This window comes from Streptomyces sp. NPDC093984 (genome assembly GCF_044764595.1).
Classification (GTDB): Bacteria; Actinomycetota; Actinomycetes; order Streptomycetales; family Streptomycetaceae; genus Streptomyces; species Streptomyces cynarae.
The window spans coordinates 221,748-243,546 of record NZ_JBIWIM010000003.1 but is presented as its reverse complement, the minus strand read 5'-3'; the positions used below and the strand labels follow the sequence as shown (position 1 = coordinate 243,546).

Here is a 21,799-nt window from a genome sequence, read left to right as displayed (position 1 = left end):
TCGGCCACAGGCGGCCCGAGGCCGACTGATCAGCCCCGCCCCCACGGCGATTGGTATCCACAACTCACCGTGAGGTTTCCGCATGCCCAGCGAGTTCTTCATCCCCGACCCGGAAGGCCGGGTCCCCAGCGCCGAGGGCTACTTCGGCGCGTTCGGCGGCAAGTTCATCCCGGAGGCCCTCGTCGCCGCCGTGGACGAGGTGGCCGTCGAGTACGAGAAGGCCAAGGCCGACCCCGAGTTCGCCCGCGAACTCGACGACCTGCTCGTGAACTACACCGGCCGGCCCAGCGCCCTCACCGAGGTGCCGCGGTTCGCCCGGCACGCCGGCGGCGCCCGGGTGTTCCTCAAGCGCGAGGACCTCAACCACACCGGCTCCCACAAGATCAACAACGTGCTCGGGCAGGCCCTCCTCACCAGGAGGATGGGCAAGACGCGGGTCATCGCGGAGACCGGCGCCGGCCAGCACGGCGTCGCCACCGCCACCGCCTGCGCCCTGTTCGGGCTCGAGTGCACCATCTACATGGGCGAGATCGACACCGAGCGGCAGGCCCTCAACGTCGCCCGCATGCGCATGCTCGGCGCCGAGGTCATCGCCGTGAAGTCCGGCTCCCGCACCCTCAAGGACGCCATCAACGAGGCGTTCCGCGACTGGGTCGCCAACGTCGACCACACCCACTACCTCTTCGGCACCGTCGCAGGCCCCCACCCCTTCCCGGCCATGGTGCGCGACTTCCACCGCGTGATCGGCGTGGAGGCGCGGCGGCAGCTCCTCGAGCGCGCCGGGCGCCTGCCGGACGCCGCCATCGCCTGCGTGGGCGGCGGTTCGAACGCCATCGGCCTCTTCCACGCCTTCATCCCCGACGAGGGCGTACGCCTCATCGGCTGCGAGCCCGCCGGACACGGGGTCGAGACCGGCGAGCACGCCGCCACCCTCACCGCCGGCGAGCCCGGCATCCTGCACGGCTCCCGGTCCTACGTCCTGCAGGACGACGAGGGCCAGATCACCGAGCCCTACTCGATCTCCGCGGGCCTCGACTACCCGGGCATCGGCCCCGAGCACTCCTACCTCAAGGACAGCGGCCGCGGCGAGTACCGGGCCGTCACCGACGACGCCGCCATGCAGGCCCTGCGCCTGCTGTCCCGCACCGAGGGCATCATCCCGGCCATCGAGAGCGCCCACGCCCTCGCCGGTGCCCTGGAGGTGGGCAGGGAGCTCGGCGAGGACGGGCTGATCGTCGTCAACCTGTCCGGGCGCGGCGACAAGGACATGGACACCGCCGCCCGGTACTTCGGCCTGTACGACACCGACGCGTCCGTCGCCGCGGACGCCGACACCGACGCCGCGGAGATCGAGGGGGACGCCCAGTGAGCGGCAACATCCAACTGCTGTCGGACACCCTCGCCGCCGCCAAGGCGGAGGGCCGGTCCGCGCTCATCGCCTATCTGCCGGCCGGCTTCCCGACGGTCGACGGCGGCATCGCCGCGATCAAGGCGGTTCTGGAGGGCGGCGCCGACGTCGTCGAGGTGGGCCTGCCGCACAGCGACCCCGTCCTCGACGGCCCCGTCATCCAGACCGCCGACGACATCGCGCTGCGCGGCGGCGTGAAGATCGCCGACGTGATGCGCACGGTCCGCGAGGCCTTCGAGGCCACCGGCAAGCCCGTCCTCGTGATGACGTACTGGAACCCCATCGACCGCTACGGCGTCGAGCGTTTCACCGCCGAGCTGGCCGAGGCGGGCGGCGCGGGCTGCATCCTGCCGGACCTACCCGTGCAGGAGTCGGCCCTGTGGCGGGAGCACGCCGAGAAGCACGGACTCGCCACGGTCTTCGTGGTCGCGCCCAGCAGCAAGGACGCACGGCTGGCCGAGATCACCGCGGCGGGCTCCGGCTTCGTCTACGCGGCCTCGCTCATGGGCGTCACCGGCACCCGCGAGACGGTCGGCGCGCAGGCCCAGGACCTGGTCCAGCGCACCCGCGCCACCACCGACCTGCCGGTCTGCGTCGGCCTCGGCGTCTCCGACGCGGCCCAGGCCGCCGAGGTGGCCGGCTTCGCGGACGGCGTGATCGTCGGCTCGGCGTTCGTGAAGCGGATGCTGGACGCACCCGACGAGGCGGCGGCCCTGGAGGCGGTCCGCACGCTGGCGGGCGAGCTGGCGCAGGGCGTCCGCGGCACCGTGTGAGCCGAGGGCGGCAACCGCTCACTCGAACGAGTGGACCTGAGGCCGGGGAGGCGCGCTGCGCCTCCCCGGTTCGTTCTGCCCGATGTGAGCGAGAAGAACCGTGAAGGAAAGCGCAACGCCCGCGAGCGGCTGGCGGTCGAGCGACAGAAGCAGAAGGCGGCGGACAAGCGCCGCCGCACGCTGATCGTGGGCGCCTCGGTCGTCTGTGTCCTGGCACTGGCGACGGTGGTGGGCGTCCTGGCGGCGAACGCCGGCAAGAGCGGCAAGAGCGGCGCCTCCGGCCCCGCCATCGCACCCTCCGGGGCGACGGGCAAGGGCGCCCTCGCGATCCCCGTCGGCAAGGGCTCCGCCAAGTCGACCCTCACGGTGTGGGAGGACTTCCGCTGCCCGGCCTGCCGGGCCTTCGAGACCGCCTACCGCCCCACGATCCACCAGCTGGTCGACGCCGGACGGCTCAAAGTCGAGTACCGCCTGGTCACGCTCATCGACGGAAACCTGGGCGGCAGCGGCTCCCGCTCCGCGGCCAACGCGGCGGCGTGCGCGCAGGACGCCGGAAAGTTCTCGAGCTACCACGACGTGCTGTACGACAACCAGCCCAAGGAAACGCAGGACACGTACGCGGACAACGCCAAGCTGATCGAGCTGTCCGGCAAGGTCGGCGGCCTCGACGGCCCGGCCTTCCAGAAGTGCGTCAAGGACGGCACGCACGACAGCTGGGTGGTGAAGTCGAACGACGCGTTCCAGAGCGCCCGCTTCTCCGGCACGCCGACGGTGCTCCTCGACGGAAAGAACCTCTTCGAGGACCGCACGATGACACCGGCCAAGCTGAAGCAGATGGTGGAGGCCGCCGGCAAGTCCTGAGGCCGTGGGCCCCCGCGATGCCCCCGGTGTCCGATAGGCCGGGGGAGTCGTACGTTATGGACCCGTAGCCGGGTGGGTTGCCACGCTGCGTGTCCGGCAGGGTAGCGTCGTTCCTGCCATGGAACTTGCCTACATTCCCAGCCCCTCGCGCGGAGTGCTGTACCTCGGCCCCATTCCGCTGCGCGGCTACGCGTTCTGCATCATCATCGGTGTCTTCGTAGCCGTGTGGCTCGGCAACAAACGCTGGATCGCCCGGGGCGGCCGGGCGGGCACGGTGGCCGACATCGCGGTCTGGGCCGTGCCGTTCGGCCTGGTCGGTGGGCGGCTCTACCACGTGATCACGGACTACGAGCTGTACTTCAGCGAGGGCCGCGACTGGGTGGACGCCTTCAAGGTCTGGCAGGGCGGGCTCGGTATCTGGGGCGCGATCGCGCTCGGCGCGGTCGGCGCGTGGATCGGCTGCCGTCGCCGGGGGATCACGCTTCCTTCGTACGCCGACGCCGTCGCACCCGGGATCGCCTTCGCGCAGGCGATCGGACGCTGGGGCAACTGGTTCAACCAGGAGCTGTACGGGCGGCCGACGGATCTGCCGTGGGCGCTGCACATCACCTCCTCCACGGACGGGCGGGTGCCGGGGTACTACCACCCGACGTTCCTGTACGAGTCGCTGTGGTGCATCGGGGTCGGGTTCCTGGTGATCTGGGCGGACCGCCGCTTCAAGCTGGGGCACGGCCGGGCGTTCGCGCTGTACGTGGCCGCGTACTGCGTGGGCCGTGGCTGGATCGAGTACATGCGGGTCGACGACGCGCACCACATCCTGGGCCTCAGGCTGAACGACTGGACCGCGATGCTGGTGTTCCTGCTGGCCGTGACGTACATGGTGGTGTCGTCGCGGGTCAGGCCGGGCCGGGAGGCAGTGGTCGAGCCGGATGCCGCCGGCAGCGAGGCCGAGGGGGACGCCGACTCCGGGGAACCGGAGAAGAAGGGCGAGCCCGAGCCGGAGGACGAGAAGCAGACGGTTGCCAAGGCCACGGAGCAAGCGGAGGCCAAGGGGACCGCGGAGACGTCGCAGGACGAGGCCGAGTCCGCCCAGAAGGGCTGAGGAACGTTCCTGCGTTGCCGGGGGCGCCGTATCGCTGGATACGGCGCCCCCGGCGCGTGTCCGGTCCTCAACGCCTTCGGCGGGCCAACGACAGGGTTCTGTACGCCTCTCTCACCACCGCCGTGTCGATGAAGCGGCCGTCGGGGAGGGCCTGGGCGCCCTGGTCCAGGGCGGCTGCCTTGAGGGTTTCCTCCGCTCGCGTGATCTCCTCCGGGGTCGGTGCGTAGGCGCGTTCGATGACCGGAAGCTGACGGGGATGGATCGCCGCCCGGCCCAGGAAGCCCAGGCTGCGGCCGTGCGCGCAGGACGCCGCCAGGCCCTCCAGGTCCCGTGTGTCCGGGTAGATCGACTGGGCCGGCGGCGGCAGCGCGGCGGCCCGGGCCGCCACCACCACCCGCGCCCGCGACCAGTCGAGCCCCGCGTCCTCCCGTACGCCCAGGTCGGCGCGGAGGTCCGACTCACCCAGCGCGATGCCCCGCACGGCCGGATGCGCCGACGCGATCGCGAACGCGCGCTCCACCCCCAGGGCCGTCTCCAGCAGGGCGTGGAGGGGGACGACCGTGCCGTCCGCCCGGACGGCGCGGCGCGCGGCACGGACGACGTCCGAGGGCGACGTCACCTTCGGAAGGCGCAGCCCCGTGAGACCCACGAGCGCCGTGAGCGCCCTGAGGTCCGCCTCGCCCCAGGGGCTGTCCAGCGCGTTCACCCGGACATGGACCGGCACCGGCGGGCGTTCCGCGAGCCGTTCCGCCGTCGCCGCCCGCGCGTACGCCTTGCGGTCCGGGGAGACCGCGTCCTCCAGGTCGACCAGCACCACGTCCGCCCCGGAGGTGAGCGCCTTGCCCACCACCTCCGGGCGGTCACCGGGCGCGTACAGCAGGGTGAGAGGGGTCATAGCGCACCCTCCGCCTCGAGCGCGGCGATCTCAGGGGCCGTCAGACCCAGTTCGGTCAGGACCGCCCGCGTGTCCGCGCCGTGCGGACGGCCGGCCCAGCGGATCGCGCCGGGCGTGGCAGAGAGGCGGAACAGGACATTCTGCATCCGTAGGCGGCCCAGCTCCGGGTCGTCCGGGATCGTGGTGATCGTGCCGAGCGCCGCGTACTGCGGGTCGGTCATCACCTCCCGCACGTCCTGCACCGGCGCCACCGCGGCCTCCGCGTCCTCGAACGCCTTCAGCACCTCCGCGCGGGTGCGGCCGGCGATCCACCCGCCGACGGCCTCGTCGAGCACGTCCGCGTGCCGGGCCCGCTCCTCGCCCGTCGCGAACCACGGCTCCTCGATCAGCTCGGGGCGGCCGACCAGGCGCATCACCCGCTCGGCGACGGACGTGGCGGAGGCCGACACGGCGACCCAGCCGCCGTCCGCGGTGCGGTAGGTGTTGCGCGGGGCGTTGTTCTGGGAGCGGTTGCCGGTGCGCCCCTGGACGTGGCCCAGCTGGTCGAACCAGATCGGCTGCGGGCCGAGGACGGTGAGGATCGGTTCGATGATCGCCATGTCCACCACCTGGCCCGTCCCGGTGCGCTCGCGGGCCGCCAGGGCCGTCATCACCGCGTACGCCGTCGCCAGCGCCGCGATCGAGTCGGCCAGCCCGAACGGTGGGAGCGTCGGCGGCCCGTCCGGCTCCCCGGTGATCGCCGCGAACCCGCTCATGGCCTCCGCGAGCGTGCCGAAGCCGGGGCGGTGCGCGTACGGGCCGAACTGGCCGAACGCGGTCACCCGGGCGAGCACGAGACGGGAGTTCGCGGCGGACAGCTCGTCCCACCCGAGGGCCCACTTCTCCAGGGTGCCCGGGCGGAAGTTCTCGACGATCACGTCGGCGGTCGCGGCGAGCCGCAGCAGAGTCGCACGGCCACCGGGCTTGGACAGGTCGAGTGTCATCGTGCGCTTGTTGCGGCCGAGCAGTTTCCACCACAGCCCCACGCCGTGCTTCGTCGGGCCGTGGCCGCGGGAGGGGTCGGGACGGGCCGGGTGCTCGACCTTGATGACCTCGGCGCCGAAGTCACCGAGCAGAGTGGCGGCGAGGGGGCCGGCGAAGAGGGTCGCGAGGTCGAGCACGCGGAGGCCGGCGAGGGGTGCGGTCATGAGCGGTGGGCCTCCCGGTGGGTGAGGTGGGCAAGGGCGTCGAAGCCGACACCGTTGAAGTCGCCGACGGACGTGGCGAGCCGGTTCTTGAGGGGGGTGGTCCAGCGGTCGGGGAGCGCGGTGGGGTGTCCGGCCAGCAGTCCGGCGATGCTGCCGGCCGTCGCGCCGTTCGAATCGGTGTCCCACCCCCCGGACACCGCACGGCAGATGGATCCGGTGAAGTCGCCGTCGGCGTGGGTGAGGGCGGCGGCGATCAGGGCGGTGTTGGGGATGGCGTGGACCCAGTGGTAGCCGCGGTGGGCGGCGTGCAGTTCGTCGACCACCGCGTCGAAGTCGGGTGTGGATCGGGCCAGTCGGATCGCGTGGCGGACCGCGCGGGCGAGGCGGGAGGCGGGCGGGACGACGGTGAGACCGGTGCGCAGGCAGTGGTGGACGTCATGGGCGCCGGTGGCCGCCTCGGCGATGGCGGCCGCGGTGAACATCGCCGCGTAGACGCCGTTCCCGGTGTGGGTGAGGGTGGCGTCGCGGTGGGCCTGTTCGGCCGCGGCGGCCGGGTCGCCGGGGTTGGTCCAGCCGTGCACGTCCGCGCGGATGAGGGCGCCGATCCATTCGCGGAAGGGGTTGCGGTGGCGGGCGGTGCGTGGGGGCTCGATGCCGGAGAGGAGGTTGCGGTAGGCGACGCGTTCGGCGGTGAAGGTGCGGGCGGCGGGGAGTTCGTCGAGCCAGAGCCGGGCGACGTCGGTGGTGGTGAAGTGCTTGCCGTGGCGGGCGAGCAACAGGAGGTTCAGCAGGGGGTAGTTGAGGTCGTCGTCCTCGGGCATGCCGTCGATGTTCTCGGCGAGGGAGGTTTTCGCGGAGCGACGGTTCCACGGGTACTGCTCGGCCAGGTCCGCGGGTAGTCCGCGGGCCGTGAACCAGGTGCTCAACGGCCAGTTGCCAGTGGCGCGGGCCAGTTGGCGGATGCCGTCGAGGGGGAGCTTTTCGACCGGTTTGCCGAGGAGGCAGCCGGCGGCTCTGCCCAGCCAGGCGGCTTCGAGTTGCGCCTCGGTGGGGGTTGCTCGGGGGTTGGTTTCGCCTGCCGGCGCTTGCAGGGTGCCTCCCCCGGAGGGGGTGCCCCCAGCGCCGACCCTCCCCCAAGCTCTCGACTTCGCTCGAGCAGGGGGGACCCCCATCGCCTCAGCGGCACGATTGCCCGCAGCCTGAGCAGGCCGGCTCCGGCACAGCGCCCTGATCCGGGCCAGGTCCGTCGGTTCGTGTTCCGCCAAACAGCTCGGCAGGTCGGCCAGTTCGTCCAGCAGGTCCTTTGCCAGCAGGCGCAGGTACGGGGACGCCGGTACCGGTGACGCGCCGGCGGTCAGGGGCGCCGGTGGGCCGCCCGCCGCCCGCCATCTCGCCGCGATCGCCGAAGGCTCCCGGCCGTCCTGTTCCGCCTGGCGGAGTTCATGGCCGAGGAGGTCCTCCGGCTGGACCCAGGTCAGTCGGAGCACCTCAGCCTCCCAGCGCGGCGAAGGCCGCCTCGTGGGACCGGCGGCGGCGCACGTCCCGGGCGAAGATCTCCCGGGTGACCTCCGTGAGCGTCCGGGCCGGGGCGTGCAGGTCGAGGCGGCTCGCCTCCGCGACCGCCTTCGCCCAGTCGGAGGGGACCTGTGAGCCCAGCGCGCCCGTGATAGCGCCCGCCATCGTCGCGATGGAGTCGCAGTCCCGGCCGTAGTTCACCGAGCCGAGCACCGCGTGACGGTAGTCCCCGCGCGCCACGACCACCATGCCGAGCGCCACCGGGAGTTCCTCGATCGCGTGCAGCCGGGACGGTCGGCGGGCGCCCAGGGACGGGGCGCGGTAGTCGGGGCCGACGGTGTCGTACGGCGCCACCGCCTCCCGCAGCGGACGGAGCGCCGACTCGAAGTCCGAGTAGCGGGAGGCGGCGTCGCAGACCGTCTCGATGGCGGCCCGCGTTCCGTCCTTCGCCAGCGACAGGCACGCGGACACGACCGAGTCGCAGGTCGCGCCCGGCGTGCACGCCGCCGCCACCGCCGCCGCGAGCACCCCGGCCGCCTCCCTGCCGTACGAGGACTGGTGCGCGCCCGCCACGTCCAGGGCCTCGGCGTACGCGCCCTCGGGGTTGGCCGCGTTGACCAGGCCGACCGGCGCCATGTACATCGCGGCACCGCAGTTGACGATGTTGCCGACGCCCGCCTCCCGCGGGTCCGCATGGGCGTAGTGAAGCCGTGTCACGAGCCACTTCTCGGCCAGGAAGACGCGGTGCAGCGGGAGTGCCTCCGCCTCCAGCTCCGGGATCCAGCGCGGGTTCGTCATCAGGTCGGGGACCAGGTGCTCGGCGATCGCGTACGCGTCGAGGTGGTCGCGGACGGCCGCGTACACCCGTACCAGCGCGTGCGTCATCAACGTGTCGTCGGTGACGTGGCCGTCCCCCTTGTGGTACGGGGCGACGGGGCGGGCCGTGCGCCAGGCGTCGCCGTGCCAGGGTCCGACGATCCCGTGGATCCGGCCGCCGTGCCGTTCGACGATCTGCTCGGGGGAGTGGCCCTCGACGGGACCGCCGAGGGCGTCGCCGACGGCTGCGCCGACCAGGGCGCCGGTGATGCGTTCGTCCAGAGGGACCGACTCGTCAGGAGTGGGCGTCATGTCCGAATCATCCACCGGTAGCGGTCAGTTCCGTCGTCTCCAGGAGTTCGGCGAGGTGTACGAGGTCCGTGCCGGTCAGGTGGGGCAGTGCACAGCCCGCGAGGGTGCGGCAGGAGTCGCGCCACGAGGACGGGATCGCCGCGCCGCCGCCCAGGGCTCCCGTGAGTGCGCCCGTGAGGGCCGGGGCGGAGTCGGCCACCCGCGACAGGCAGGCGGCGGCGGGCACCGCCTCCGCGATGCGCCCGTGGGCCGCCGTCGCGAGGGCGAGGGCGACCGGGACGGTCTCCGCGGCCGCGACGCCGTAGCTGTAGACGTGGTCGACGATCTGGTGTTCCAGCAGGGGGACGACGCGGAAGGCCCCCTCGCCGTCGTGGGCCAGCTTCAGGGCGTGCCGGGCGTTGCGGCCGATCTCGGTGGACTCGGGGAGCTCGGCCAGCGCGGCCCGCACGCAGTTGTCGAGCGCCGCCCCGGACAGGGCGAGCGAGAGGGCCGCGGCCATGGCACGGGCGCCGTGCACCCCGTCGCCGTCCTGGGTGTAACGGGCGTCGAACTCGGCGAGCGCGGCGGCGGATTCGGGCTCGCCCGGGTGGGCCACGGCGAGCACGCAGGCCCGTACGCAGGCCGCGTCGTCGAAGTAGTGCGGGTTGTCGTGACCGGTGGCGGGCGGGCGCAGCCCGGTGGCGAGGTTGCCGAGGCCCGCGCGGACGGAGATGCGGGCACGCAACGGCATGAGGGCCGACTCGGCCTCGGGGCCGCGGTCGGCCGCGGCGGTGACCTCGGTGGCGAGGGCGTTCCAGGACCGGTCGATGGCGGCTCGTAGTCCGGGCTGCCGGTCGGGACCGCCGAGCGCGTCGGCGTCCTTGGCGCGCAGCAGGGCCTCGGCCGTGAACGCCGCCCACTCGGCGTCGTCCGACGGTCCGAGCCGCAGCGGTTGCGGCGACTGGTTGAGGGCGATCGGCACCGGCAGGGTGGTGGTCGCGTTCTCCTCGGCGAAGGTGTCCAGCTCCCGGGTCAGCCGCCGGGTCCACTCGGGCATCCGTGCGGCCCGGTGCCGGGCGGCGGGCCACCCGGCGGCATCACCCACTGCGAGCCCGAGCAGCAGCCCCTCGACCCGCCGAGGCCCGCTCACGGCTCCCCCTGGGTCCGGCCGTACGGCACCGCACCGAGCGGCGTACGTACGTCACGGCGTAGGGCTTTCTCGCCGTCACGCCGTACGGCTTCCTGGCCGTCATGGCGTCCGGATCCGTGGCCGTCATGGCTTTCGGATCCCTGGCCGTCAAGCCGCACGGATCCGCCGCCCCGTACGGCCGGCCCCGTCTCCGGGACCCGCGCGCCCCCCGCCCCGCCGATCCGAACGGCCCTCTCCCCTCGGATCGCCGCGATCCTCTCCCCGCGGACTCCCGCGGCCCGCTTCCCCCCGTCCCCCGGCGTCAGCAGGTCGGCCACGTCCAGGACGTGGTGCCCCGCCACGGACGGCAGGCAGCGCCCCCGTGCCGGGCCGATCGCCGCCGCCCACTCCCGGGGGATCGCCGCGATACCGCGGGTCGCGCCCGCCAGGGCGCCCGCGACCGCCGCTGTGGTGTCGGCGTCGCGGCCCATGTTGACCGCGGCGAGCACCGACTCCCGGAAGTCGCCGCCTGCCGCCACGTACGCGCCGAACGCCAGGGCGACCGCCTCGGGCGCGAGGTCCGTCCAGGGATAGCCGTCGATCACCACCGCGGAGCGGACCGCGCGGGCGCCCCGATGGGCCACGGCGACCGCGCGGCGCAGCGAGCGGGCCGTCCACGAGTCCTCGGGGACGGCCGCGAGGGCCGAGGCCACCACGGCGCTCGTCGACGCTCCGGTCATCGCCGCCGCGACGCCTGCCGCGACCGCCCGGCCGCCGTGGATGCCCTCGCCCTCATGGCTCACCGAACCGTCGATCGCCACCAGTCGCGCCGCCTCCGCCGGGCGGCCCGCGGCGAACACCCCGAAGGGCGCCGCACGCATGGCGAGCCCGTCGCTCCAGGCGTGCCGGTGCTGCGCGGAGGCGGGGGCGGCAAGGCCCCGGCGCAGGTTCTCCAGCGTCCCGCGCTCGCTGAAGCCCGCCCCCCGGAACGGCCCCTCGTCCCGGTCCGCGATCCACTCGTGCCAGGCCGCCTCCACATGCGCCACGGTGAGCGCCGAGCCGTGCCGGGCCAGCAGCAGCCCGGAGAAGATGGCGTACTCGGTGTCGTCCGTGCCGCACGGCTGCTCGGTGACGAACCCCGTGATGCGGCCCCAGCGGGCCCGGATCCCGGACGGCTCCAGGTTCTCGGCGGGCGCCCCCAGCGCGTCCCCGACGGCGAGGCCGAGCAACGCGCCCCGCGCCCGTTCCCGGGGACCGGCGGCGTCCTCGGGCGCCGGTACGGGGGGAGTGCAGGCGATGGCCATACGGTGCCTCTCCTCTCGCGGCGCCCCCTGTGCGATCTGTCCCCCCGAAACCGTCGCGCAGAGCCTTGCGGGCCTCAGCATCACCCGTCCGGCATCTGAGCAGTGATCGTCACGGATGAGCGCGGAGAGGCAAAGGTGCAGGTTAGCCGAGCCTTTCCTTGCTGGCGGGACGGAAATTCAAGGCGTAGATTCTGTGTTGTCGAAAGATAGAACGTGTCCAAACTTAGCTTTGCCTAAGCTTCCTGGGGGACCTCATGGCCATCATCGAGACCGAGGCGACGCTGCACGAGGCGCACCGGGACAACCACACCCACCGGGATGTCAACGGTGGCTGGCTGCGCCCGGCCGTGTTCGGCGCGATGGACGGGCTGGTGTCCAACCTGGCCCTGATGACGGGTGTCGCCGGCGGGTCCGTCAGCCAGCAGACCATCATCATCACAGGCCTCGCGGGTATGGCCGCCGGGGCCTTCTCGATGGCCGCCGGCGAGTACACCTCCGTCGCCTCGCAGCGCGAGCTGGTCGAGGCCGAGCTCGACGTCGAGCGGCGGGAGCTGAGGAAGCACCCGGAGGACGAGGAGGAGGAGCTGGCGGCGCTGTACGAGGCGCGCGGCGTCGAGCCCGCGCTGGCCCGCGAGGTCGCCAAGCAGCTCTCCCGCGACCCCGAGCAGGCCCTGGAGATACACGCCCGCGAGGAGCTCGGTATCGACCCGGGCGACCTGCCCTCCCCGCTGGTGGCCGCCGTCTCCAGCTTCGGGTCCTTCGCGCTCGGCGCCCTGCTGCCCCTCCTGCCCTACCTGCTCGGTGCCCACGCCCTGTGGCCCGCCGTCCTTCTCGCGCTCCTCGGACTCTTCGCGTGCGGCGCCGTCGTGGCCAAGGTGACGGCGCGCAGCTGGTGGTACAGCGGCTTCAGGCAGCTCGCCCTCGGTGGTGCCGCGGCGGGTGTGACGTACGTCCTGGGCACTTTGTTCGGTACGGCCGTACGATAAGCGCAGGCTAGTTATGCGAGGGACCGCATAAATAGTTGTTACTCGACGGTTTCGCGTGCTTAACCAGCGGGCATGAGCCGTAAGCGCCGCGGGCAATGACGCCTGCTCCGCACCCCCTCACGGTGGGCGATGTTGCCCTCCGTCCCCGGGTCGACGGACACTGATCTGTCCGGTTGTGCCCCCTCCACTCCATCGCCGTGCGTGGAACCCGCGCCACGCCCCGGCGATGTCCGCATGTTGGAACGGCCTATCCCGGTTCCCGAGAACCGCTCCATCATGTAACCTGCACGAAATTTTGCACCTTTCGCAGAGGGCCAACGTCGTCCCTCGGCACCTGCATATGCCACATGACGACGACGGGAGAGCCGATGCGTACGCCGCGCCAGCCGTCCCAGCACTCCGCGAATGGCCAGAACTGGTCCTTCATGGATGCTCGCCCTGCTGCGCAGGGTATGTACGACCCCCGCAACGAGCACGACGCCTGTGGCGTCGGCTTCGTGGCCACCCTCACCGGCGAGGCGAGCCATGCGCTGGTCGAGCAGGCGCTCACGGTTCTGCGCAACCTGGAACACCGCGGTGCCACCGGCTCCGAGCCCGACTCGGGTGACGGCGCCGGCATCCTCTCCCAGGTCCCCGACGCCTTCTTCCGCGAGGTGGCCGGATTCGAACTGCCCGAGGCGGGCGCCTACGCCGTCGGTATCGCCTTCCTGCCCGAGGACGGCACCGCCGAGGCCGCCTCGGCGATCGACACGATCGCCGCCGAGGAGGGCCTGACCGTCCTGGGCTGGCGCGACGTCCCGGTCGCCCCCGAGCTGCTCGGTGCCACCGCCCGCTCCACGATGCCCGCCTTCCGCCAGCTGTTCGTGACGGACGGCGTGAGCAAGGGCATCGACCTCGACCGCAAGGCGTTCGTGCTGCGCAAGCGCGCCGAGCGCGAGGCCGGCGTGTACTTCCCGTCGCTGTCCGCGCGGACGATCGTGTACAAGGGCATGCTGACCACCGGCCAGCTCGAGCCCTTCTTCCCGGACCTGTCCGACCGCCGCTTCGCCACGGCCATCGCGCTCGTCCACTCGCGGTTCTCCACGAACACCTTCCCGAGCTGGCCGCTCGCCCACCCGTACCGCTTCGTCGCGCACAACGGCGAGATCAACACGGTCAAGGGCAACCGCAACTGGATGGTCGCCCGTGAGTCGCAGCTGATCTCCGACCTGTTCGGCCCGCAGGAGAAGCTGGAGCGGATCTTCCCGATCTGCACCCCTGACGCGTCCGACTCCGCCTCCTTCGACGAGGTGCTCGAGCTGCTCCACCTCGGTGGCCGCTCCCTGTCGCACTCCGTGCTGATGATGATCCCGGAGGCGTGGGAGAACCACGACTCCATGGACCCGGCCCGGCGCGCCTTCTACCAGTACCACTCCACGATGATGGAGCCCTGGGACGGCCCGGCCTGCGTCACCTTCACCGACGGCACCCAGGTCGGCGCCGTGCTCGACCGCAACGGTCTGCGCCCGGGCCGCTACTGGGTCACCGACGACGGCCTCGTCGTCCTCGCCTCCGAGGTCGGCGTCCTCGACATCGACCCGGCCAAGGTCGTCCGCAAGGGCCGCCTGCAGCCCGGCCGCATGTTCCTCGTGGACACCGCCGAGCACCGCATCATCGAGGACGACGAGATCAAGGCGGCCCTCGCCGCCGAGCAGCCGTACGCCGAGTGGCTGGAGGCCGGCGAGATCGAGCTGAGCGACCTGCCCGAGCGTGAGCACATCGTGCACACCCACGCCTCGGTCACCCGCCGCCAGCAGACCTTCGGCTACACCGAGGAGGAGCTGCGCGTCATCCTCGCGCCGATGGCCAACACCGGCGCCGAGCCGATCGGCTCCATGGGCACCGACTCGCCGATCGCGGCGCTGTCCGAGCGTCCGCGTCTGCTCTTCGACTACTTCACCCAGCTGTTCGCGCAGGTCACCAACCCGCCGCTGGACGCGATCCGCGAGGAGCTCGTCACCTCGCTGCGCTCCTCGCTGGGCCCGCAGGGCAACCTGCTCGACCCGACCGCGGCCTCCTGCCGCAGCGTCGTGCTGCCCTTCCCGGTGATCGACAACGACGAGCTGGCCAAGCTCATCCACATCAACGCCGACGGCGACATGCCCGGCTTCAAGGCCGCCACGCTGTCCGGCCTGTACCGGGTGCACGGCGGCGGTGACGCCCTCGCCGCGCGCCTGGAGGAGATCTGCGCCGAGGCCGACGCCGCCATCGAGAACGGCGCCCGTCTGATCGTCCTGTCGGACCGGCACTCGGACGCCGAGCACGCGCCGATCCCGTCGCTGCTGCTCACCGCGGCCGTCCACCACCACCTCATCCGCACCAAGCAGCGCACCCAGGTGGGCCTGCTGGTCGAGGCCGGCGACGTCCGCGAGGTCCACCACGTCGCCCTGCTCATCGGCTACGGCGCCGCCGCCGTCAACCCGTACCTGGCGATGGAGTCCGTCGAGGACCTGGTCCGCGCAGGGACGTTCCTGCCGGGCGCCGAGCCCGAGAAGGCCATCCGCAACCTGATCTACGCCCTCGGCAAGGGCGTCCTGAAGGTCATGTCGAAGATGGGCATCTCGACGGTCGCCTCCTACCGCGGCGCCCAGGTCTTCGAGGCCGTCGGCCTGGACGAGGCCTTCGTCGAGAAGTACTTCAACGGCACCGCCACCAAGATCGGCGGCGTCGGCATCGACGTCATCGCCCAGGAGGTCGCCGCCCGTCACGCCAAGGCCTACCCGGCCTCCGGCATCGCTCCCGCGCACCGCGCGCTGGACATCGGCGGCGAGTACCAGTGGCGTCGCGAGGGCGAGCCGCACCTGTTCGACCCGGAGACGGTCTTCCGCCTCCAGCACTCCACGCGCACCGGCCGCTTCGACATCTTCAAGAAGTACACGGCCCGCGTGAACGAGCAGTCCGAGCGCCTGATGACGCTGCGCGGCCTGTTCGGCTTCAAGTCGGACCGGGGACCGATCCCGATCGAGGAGGTCGAGCCGGTCTCGTCGATCGTCAAGCGGTTCTCCACGGGCGCCATGTCGTACGGCTCCATCTCCCAGGAGGCGCACGAGACCCTCGCCATCGCCATGAACCAGCTGGGCGGCAAGTCCAATACCGGTGAGGGCGGCGAGGACCCGGAGCGCCTGTACGACCCGGCGCGCCGCTCGGCGATCAAGCAGGTGGCATCCGGCCGCTTCGGCGTGACCTCCGAGTACCTGGTCAACGCGGACGACATCCAGATCAAGATGGCCCAGGGCGCCAAGCCCGGCGAGGGCGGCCAGCTGCCCGGCCACAAGGTGTACCCGTGGGTGGCCAAGACCCGGCACTCGACGCCGGGCGTGGGGCTCATCTCCCCGCCGCCGCACCACGACATCTACTCCATCGAGGACCTGGCGCAGCTGATCCACGACCTGAAGAACGCCAACCCGCAGGCCCGCATCCACGTGAAGCTGGTCTCCGAGGTCGGCGTCGGCACGGTCGCGGCCGGTGTGTCCAAGGCGCACGCGGACGTCGTCCTCATCTCCGGCCACGACGGCGGCACGGGCGCCTCGCCGCTCACCTCGCTGAAGCACGCGGGCGGCCCCTGGGAGCTCGGCCTCGCCGAGACCCAGCAGACCCTGCTGCTCAACGGCCTGCGCGACCGCATCGTCGTGCAGACCGACGGCCAGCTGAAGACCGGCCGTGACGTGGTCATCGCCGCGCTGCTCGGCGCCGAGGAGTTCGGTTTCGCGACCGCTCCGCTGGTCGTCTCCGGCTGCGTCATGATGCGCGTCTGCCACCTGGACACCTGCCCGGTCGGCATCGCCACGCAGAACCCGGTGCTGCGCGAGCGGTTCTCCGGCAAGGCCGAGTTCGTCGTGAACTTCTTCCGGTTCATCGCGGAGGAGGTCCGCGAGCTGCTGGCCGAGCTGGGCTTCCGCTCCATCGAGGAGGCCGTCGGCCACGCCGAGGTCCTGGACGTCACCCGCGCGGTGAACCACTGGAAGGCGCAGGGCCTGGACCTGGAGCCGCTGTTCCACGTGCCCGAGCTGCCCGAGGGCGCGGTGCGCCACCAGGTGATCGCGCAGGACCACGGCCTGGAGAAGGCGCTCGACAACGAGCTGATCAAGCTCGCCGCCGACGCCCTGAACGCGGACTCCCAGACCGACGCCCAGCCGGTGCGCGCCCAGGTCGCGATCCGCAACATCAACCGCACGGTCGGCACCATGCTCGGCCACGAGGTGACGAAGAAGTTCGGTGGCGCGGGCCTGCCCGACGACACGATCGACATCACCTTCACGGGCTCCGCGGGCCAGTCCTTCGGCGCCTTCGTGCCGCGCGGTGTCACCCTGCGCCTGGAGGGCGACGCCAACGACTACGTCGGCAAGGGCCTCTCCGGCGGGCGGATCATCGTCCGCCCGGACCGCGCGGCCGACCACCTCGCCGAGTACAGCGTCATCGCGGGCAACACCCTCGCCTACGGCGCGACCAGCGGCGAGATCTTCCTGCGGGGCAAGGTCGGTGAGCGGTTCTGCGTCCGCAACTCCGGTGCGCTGGTGGTCTCGGAGGGCGTGGGCGACCACGGCTGCGAGTACATGACCGGCGGCCACGCGGTCGTCCTCGGCGAGACGGGCCGCAACTTCGCGGCCGGTATGTCGGGCGGTGTCGCGTACGTCATCGACCTGGACCGCGACAACGTCAACGCCGGCAACCTGGGCGCCGTCGAGGCCCTGGACGACGCCGACAAGCAGTGGCTGCACGACGTGGTGCGCCGCCACCAGGAGGAGACCGGCTCCACCGTGGCCGAGAAGCTCCTCGCCGAGTGGGACACGGCCGTGACCCGCTTCAGCAAGATCATCCCCAGCACGTACAAGGCAGTGCTCGCCGCCAAGGACGCCGCCGAGCGAGCCGGTCTCTCCGAGACCGAGACCCACGAGAAGATGATGGAGGCGGCGACCAATGGCTGATCCCAAGGGCTTCCTGAACCACGGCCGCGAGGTCGCCAAGTCCCGCCCCGTCGAGGAGCGCGTCCGGGACTGGAACGAGGTCTACGTCCCCGGCTCCCTGCTGCCGATCATCAGCAAGCAGGCCAGCCGGTGCATGGACTGCGGCATCCCGTTCTGCCACAACGGCTGTCCGCTCGGGAACCTGATCCCCGAGTGGAACGACTACGCCTACCGCGAGGACTGGACGGCCGCCTCCGAGCGGCTGCACGCCACGAACAACTTCCCGGAGTTCACGGGCCGCCTGTGCCCCGCTCCGTGCGAGTCGGCGTGCGTGCTCGGCATCAACCAGCCGCCGGTCACCATCAAGAACGTCGAGGTCTCGATCATCGACAAGGCGTGGGACAGCGGTGACGTCAAGCCGCAGGCCCCGGAGCGCCTGTCGGGTAAGACGGTCGCGGTGATCGGGTCCGGCCCCGCCGGTCTCGCCGCCGCCCAGCAGCTGACCCGGGCCGGCCACACGGTGGCCGTGTACGAGCGCGCGGACCGCATCGGCGGTCTGCTCCGCTACGGCATCCCCGAGTTCAAGATGGAGAAGCGGCACATCAACCGCCGTATCGAGCAGATGCGCGCGGAGGGCACCCGCTTCCGTACGGGTATCGAGATCGGCCGCGACCTGAAGGCGTCGGACCTGCGCAAGCGGTACGACGCGATCGTGATCGCCGCGGGCGCCACCACCGCCCGCGACCTCCCGGTCCCCGGCCGTGAGCTCAAGGGCATCTACCAGGCGATGGAGTACCTGCCCCTGGCCAACAAGGTCCAGGAGGGCGACTACGTCACCCCGCCGATCTCGGCCGAGGGCAAGCACGTGGTCGTGATCGGCGGCGGCGACACGGGCGCGGACTGCGTGGGCACCGCCCACCGCCAGGGCGCGGCCTCCGTCACGCAGCTGGAGATCATGCCCCGCCCGAACGACGAGCGGCACCCGACGAACCAGCCGTGGCCGACCTTCCCGATCCTCTACAAGGTCACCTCGGCCCACGAGGAGGGCGGCGAGCGGATCTACTCCGCCTCGACGACCCACTTCGAGGGCGACGAGGACGGCAACGTGCAGTGGCTGCACCTGGCCGAGGTCGAGTTCGTGGACGGCAAGCTGACGCAGAAGCCGGGCACCGAGCGCAAGATCCCCGCCCAGCTGGTCACCCTCGCCATGGGCTTCACCGGCACCGACCAGCAGAACGGCCTGGTCGAGCAGCTCGGCCTGGCGCTGGACGAGCGCGGCAACATCGCGCGCGACGCCGACTTCCAGACGAACGTGCCGGGCGTGTTCGTGGCCGGTGACGCGGGCCGCGGCCAGTCGCTGATCGTCTGGGCGATCGCCGAGGGCCGCTCGGCCGCCCGCGGCGTCGACCGCTACCTCACCGGCGCCAGCGAACTGCCGGCCCCGATCCGGCCGACGGACCGCGCACTGACGGTCTGACGGCTCCCACAGTGACCTGAGGGTCACTCATACAGCGTCCCGTACAAAGGCGTACGGGCGGGATATCTGGGGGTTCGCCCCCAGACCCCCCGAGGCGGCGCCTGCCATCTTGTCCCCGACCGGACGACCTGGCAGGCGCCGCCGCTTTGAGCGGCTGTCGTGGCGTAGCCTCGGCGTTCCCGCACCGCACCGAGGGGGAGCAGCATGGCCGCGATCAGTTTGACCAAGGTGGAGCAGACCGCCCCCGCGCTGGTCAGCCTGTACAAGACCGCCGGGGTCTCGCTGCGCAAGCACGGCCTCGACGGGCAGCGGGCCGCCGTCTACCTCGTGGTCGACTACTCGGGGTCCATGCGGCCCTACTACAAGGACGGCAGCGTGCAGGCGCTCGCCGAACGTGTGCTGGGGCTCTCCGCGCACCTCGACGACGACGGAAGCGTGCCGGTCGTCTTCTTCTCCACCGACGTCGACGCGGTCTCCGACATCTCCCTGACCGACCACCGGGGTCGCATCGACCGGATCGTGGCCGGTCTCGGGCACATGGGCAAGACCAGCTACCACCTCGCCATGGACGCCGTCATCGACCACTACCTCGACAGCGGCTCGAAGGACCCCGCCCTGGTCGTCTTCCAGACCGACGGCGGCCCCATCGACAAGTTCGCCGCGGAGCGCCATCTCTGCAAGGCGGCGAAGCTGCCGATGTTCTGGCAGTTCATCGGGTTCGGGGATCCGGGCAGCAAGCAGTTCGACTTCCTGCGCAAGCTCGACGAGCTGCCGGTGCCGCAGAAGCGGGCCGTCGACAACGCCGGGTTCTTCCATGCCGGTACGGACCCACGGACGGTGCCCGACGCCGAACTGTACGACCGGCTGGTGGGCGAGTTCCCGCAGTGGCTCGCGGCGGCGCGGGCACGGGGCATCGTGGCCGGATGACACTGCCTCACCCGCGGGCGCCGAGGACGACAGCCCGGCACCGCGCGGGCCCACCCCACGCCGAGCGCAGCGCACGCGCCTTGGTCAGCCACAGGGACAGGTCGTACTCGGCGGTGTAGCCGATCGCCCCGTGCAGTTGGAGCGCCGTCCGGGCGGTCGCGTACGCCGCCTCGCAGGCCGCGACCTTGGCGGCGGCCACGTCCGCCGGCGTCATGGACAGGGCCGCCCCGAAGAGCAGCGGACGCGCGAACTCCAGGGCGATCCTCGCGTCGGCCAGACGGTGTTTGACGGCCTGGAAGGAGCCTGTGGGGACACCGAACTGGATGCGTCGCCCGACATGGGCGACGGTCCTGTCGAGGAGGGCCAGTCCTACGCCGAGCGCCTGGGCCGCGGTGGCGAGGCGGGCCCAGAGGACGGCGTCCGGGGGGATGACGGGGGAGAGCAGTTCTCCACCGGGGAGCGGGGTGGAGAGCCGCCGGGCGGGGTCCAGGGACGGGCGAGTGTCCCGGGCGCCCGGGGCCCGCCACACCTGGCCGTCCCTGAGGGCGAGGACGAGGTCCGCGGTGTCCGCGTCCAGGGCGTACGGTGCGCCCACCGTGGCCAGTGCCTTGCCCGACGCCAGCTGGGGCAGCAGCCGCCCGGCGGGTTCTGGCTGTCCGGAGAGGAGGGCCGCCGCGAGCACCGTCTCCGCCAGCGGGCCCGGCACCGCGTGCCGCCCCAACTCCACGAAGGCCACCACGATTTCCACGGGAAGCGGTCCCACCCCTTCGTACGCCTCCGGGACCGCCAGCGCGAAGACGCCCGCCTCCGCGATCCGGGACCACAGCGCCCGGCCCGCCGTGGGGTCACCGGCACTCCAGGACCGAATGACCGAGGGGGTGTCGGCAGCGGTCAGCAGGGCGTCCAAGGAGCGGGCGAACGCGCGCTGTTCCTCGGTGAGCAGGAAACGCATCAGCCTTGGCCTTTCGGGAGCGGGCGCATCATCGGCGGCCCTTCGGCAGACCGAGAAGGCGTTCGGCGATGATGTCGCGCTGGATCTCGTTCGTGCCGGCGTAGAGGGGCCCCGCGAGGGAGAAGACGTACCCCTCCGCCCAGCCGGTGTCCGCCAATTCGCCCTCCTCGCCCAGCAGATCGAGCGCCGTCTCGTGCAGCGCGATGTCGTACTCCGACCAGAACACCTTGTTCATGCTGGACTCGGGACCCAGCGGCTCGCCCTGAAGGAAGCGGGACGCGCCCGCGTACGTGAAGAGCTGGTAGGCGCGGGCGCCGATCACCGCGTCGGCCACCCGGTCCTGTGCCCGCACCGGGCATCCGCGCTCCCGCCACAGCTCCACCAGCCGGTCGGCGGCGGCCAGGTAGCGGCCGGGGGAGCGGAGGGTGAGCCCGCGTTCGTTGTCGGCTGCCGACATCGCGATCCGCCAGCCCTCGCCCGGCTCGCCGATCACGTCCTCGTCGGGCACGAACACCCCGTCCAGGAACAGCTCGGCGAACGCCGGCTTCCCGTCGAGGCGGTCGATCGGCCGGACCGTCACCCCGGGCGCGCACAGGTCGAACATCAGGTAGATCAGCCCCTGGTGCTTCGGTGCCTCCGGTTCGCTGCGGAACAACCCGAACGCCCGATCCGCGAAGGCCGCCCGCGACGACCACGTCTTCTGTCCGCTCAAGCGCCAGCCGCCGTCCGTGCGCACCGCCCTCGACCGCAGGGAGGCCAGGTCCGAACCGGCCTCCGGCTCCGACCACGCCTGCGCCCAGACCACCTCCCCGCGCGCCATCGGCGGCAGCACCCGGGCCCGCTGCTCCTCGGTGCCGTGGTCGAACAGGGTGGGCGCCAGCAGATGGATCCCGTTCTGGCTCACCCGGCCCGGTGCGCCCGCCGCGTAGTACTCCTCCTCGAAGATCAGCCATCGCACCAGCCCCGCGTCCCGTCCGCCGTACGCGGCCGGCCAGGACACCACCGACCAGCGGTCCGCGGCCAGTTCCGCCTCCCACGCCCGGTGCGCCGCGAAGCCCTCCTCGGTCTCCAGCGAGGGCAGCGGGGCCGCGGGCACATGCGCCGCCAGCCAGGCCCGCGCCTCGGCGCGGAACGCCTCGTCCGCGGGGGAGTGGGTCAGGTCCACGCGCTCCGTCCTTCCGCCGCTCCTCGCCAATCTTCCCTAACAAGTGTTTGGTAGGTTAGCGTGGACCC

General features: G+C 72.1%; 16 protein-coding genes. 8 read left to right on the top strand and 8 right to left on the bottom strand.

Translation table 11 applies throughout. The features are described from left to right. The first annotated feature begins 82 nt into the window (after window positions 1–82). The 4 genes from trpB to lgt all read left to right on the top strand — a co-directional run bounded on the left by trpB (window position 83) and on the right by lgt (window position 4,144). On the top strand, window positions 83–1,369 hold the full coding sequence (gene trpB, locus ACIRC0_RS13270; protein ID WP_403615261.1) for a tryptophan synthase subunit beta: 1,287 nt from the start codon (window positions 83–85) through the stop codon (window positions 1,367–1,369). Then, entirely contained in the window at window positions 1,366–2,181 is an 816-nt protein-coding gene (gene trpA, locus ACIRC0_RS13265; protein ID WP_403615258.1) for a tryptophan synthase subunit alpha, read from the top strand. The genes trpB and trpA overlap by 4 nt, the downstream gene beginning before the upstream one ends. 84 nt (window positions 2,182–2,265) lie before the next feature. Beyond that, window positions 2,266–3,042: a DsbA family protein gene (locus ACIRC0_RS13260; RefSeq protein ID WP_403615255.1), complete on the top strand. Its 777-nt coding sequence runs from the start codon at window positions 2,266–2,268 to the stop codon at window positions 3,040–3,042. Window positions 3,043–3,160: 118 nt separating this feature from the next. Further along, complete coding sequence (gene lgt, locus ACIRC0_RS13255) at window positions 3,161–4,144, top strand: prolipoprotein diacylglyceryl transferase (RefSeq protein ID WP_403615252.1); 984 nt, start codon at window positions 3,161–3,163, stop codon at window positions 4,142–4,144. Between the two features lie 67 nt (window positions 4,145–4,211). Here lgt and ACIRC0_RS13250 read toward each other — a convergent pair whose 3' ends face one another. From ACIRC0_RS13250 to ACIRC0_RS13225, 6 genes are read right to left on the bottom strand one after another with little or no spacing between them, the layout of a single operon-like run. Further along, window positions 4,212–5,039 carry an HpcH/HpaI aldolase/citrate lyase family protein gene (locus tag ACIRC0_RS13250; protein WP_403615250.1) on the bottom strand — a complete coding sequence of 276 codons (828 nt, stop codon included), beginning with the start codon at window positions 5,037–5,039 and terminating at the stop codon, window positions 4,212–4,214. Then, window positions 5,036–6,226: a CaiB/BaiF CoA transferase family protein gene (locus ACIRC0_RS13245; protein WP_403615247.1), complete on the bottom strand. Its 1,191-nt coding sequence runs from the start codon at window positions 6,224–6,226 to the stop codon at window positions 5,036–5,038. The genes ACIRC0_RS13250 and ACIRC0_RS13245 overlap by 4 nt, the downstream gene beginning before the upstream one ends. Next, entirely contained in the window at window positions 6,223–7,713 is a 1,491-nt protein-coding gene (locus ACIRC0_RS13240; protein WP_403615245.1) for an ADP-ribosylglycohydrolase family protein, read from the bottom strand. The genes ACIRC0_RS13245 and ACIRC0_RS13240 overlap by 4 nt, the downstream gene beginning before the upstream one ends. A 1-nt stretch (window position 7,714) precedes the next feature. Further along, on the bottom strand, window positions 7,715–8,869 hold the full coding sequence (locus tag ACIRC0_RS13235) for an ADP-ribosylglycohydrolase family protein (protein WP_403615242.1): 1,155 nt from the start codon (window positions 8,867–8,869) through the stop codon (window positions 7,715–7,717). Window positions 8,870–8,876: 7 nt separating this feature from the next. Next, window positions 8,877–9,998, bottom strand: a complete 1,122-nt coding sequence (locus ACIRC0_RS13230; RefSeq protein WP_403615239.1) for an ADP-ribosylglycohydrolase family protein — start codon at window positions 9,996–9,998, stop codon at window positions 8,877–8,879. Beyond that, window positions 9,995–11,281, bottom strand: a complete 1,287-nt coding sequence (locus ACIRC0_RS13225) for an ADP-ribosylglycohydrolase family protein (protein WP_403615236.1) — start codon at window positions 11,279–11,281, stop codon at window positions 9,995–9,997. The genes ACIRC0_RS13230 and ACIRC0_RS13225 overlap by 4 nt, the downstream gene beginning before the upstream one ends. Window positions 11,282–11,535: 254 nt before the next feature. Here ACIRC0_RS13225 and ACIRC0_RS13220 point away from each other — a divergent pair, with 254 nt between their 5' ends. The 4 genes from ACIRC0_RS13220 (at window position 11,536) to ACIRC0_RS13205 (ending at window position 19,614) form a co-directional block, all read left to right on the top strand. Then, a complete protein-coding gene (locus ACIRC0_RS13220) occupies window positions 11,536–12,267 on the top strand; it encodes a VIT1/CCC1 transporter family protein (RefSeq protein WP_403615234.1) in 732 nt (243 codons plus the stop codon). A 368-nt stretch (window positions 12,268–12,635) separates the two neighbouring features. Further along, on the top strand, window positions 12,636–17,231 hold the full coding sequence (gene gltB, locus ACIRC0_RS13215; protein WP_403616476.1) for a glutamate synthase large subunit: 4,596 nt from the start codon (window positions 12,636–12,638) through the stop codon (window positions 17,229–17,231). After that, window positions 17,224–18,687 carry a glutamate synthase subunit beta gene (locus ACIRC0_RS13210; RefSeq protein WP_403615231.1) on the top strand — a complete coding sequence of 488 codons (1,464 nt, stop codon included), beginning with the start codon at window positions 17,224–17,226 and terminating at the stop codon, window positions 18,685–18,687. Before gltB ends, ACIRC0_RS13210 begins: the two co-directional genes overlap by 8 nt. A gap of 204 nt (window positions 18,688–18,891) precedes the next feature. Further along, window positions 18,892–19,614 carry a vWA domain-containing protein gene (locus ACIRC0_RS13205; RefSeq protein ID WP_403615228.1) on the top strand — a complete coding sequence of 241 codons (723 nt, stop codon included), beginning with the start codon at window positions 18,892–18,894 and terminating at the stop codon, window positions 19,612–19,614. Between the two features lie 7 nt (window positions 19,615–19,621). Here ACIRC0_RS13205 and ACIRC0_RS13200 read toward each other — a convergent pair whose 3' ends face one another. Both ACIRC0_RS13200 and ACIRC0_RS13195 read right to left on the bottom strand, forming a co-directional pair. Beyond that, a complete protein-coding gene (locus ACIRC0_RS13200) occupies window positions 19,622–20,566 on the bottom strand; it encodes an acyl-CoA dehydrogenase family protein (protein ID WP_403615225.1) in 945 nt (314 codons plus the stop codon). Between the two features lie 28 nt (window positions 20,567–20,594). Further along, on the bottom strand, window positions 20,595–21,731 hold the full coding sequence (locus ACIRC0_RS13195) for an acyl-CoA dehydrogenase family protein (protein WP_403615223.1): 1,137 nt from the start codon (window positions 21,729–21,731) through the stop codon (window positions 20,595–20,597). Window positions 21,732–21,799 lie beyond the last annotated feature (68 nt).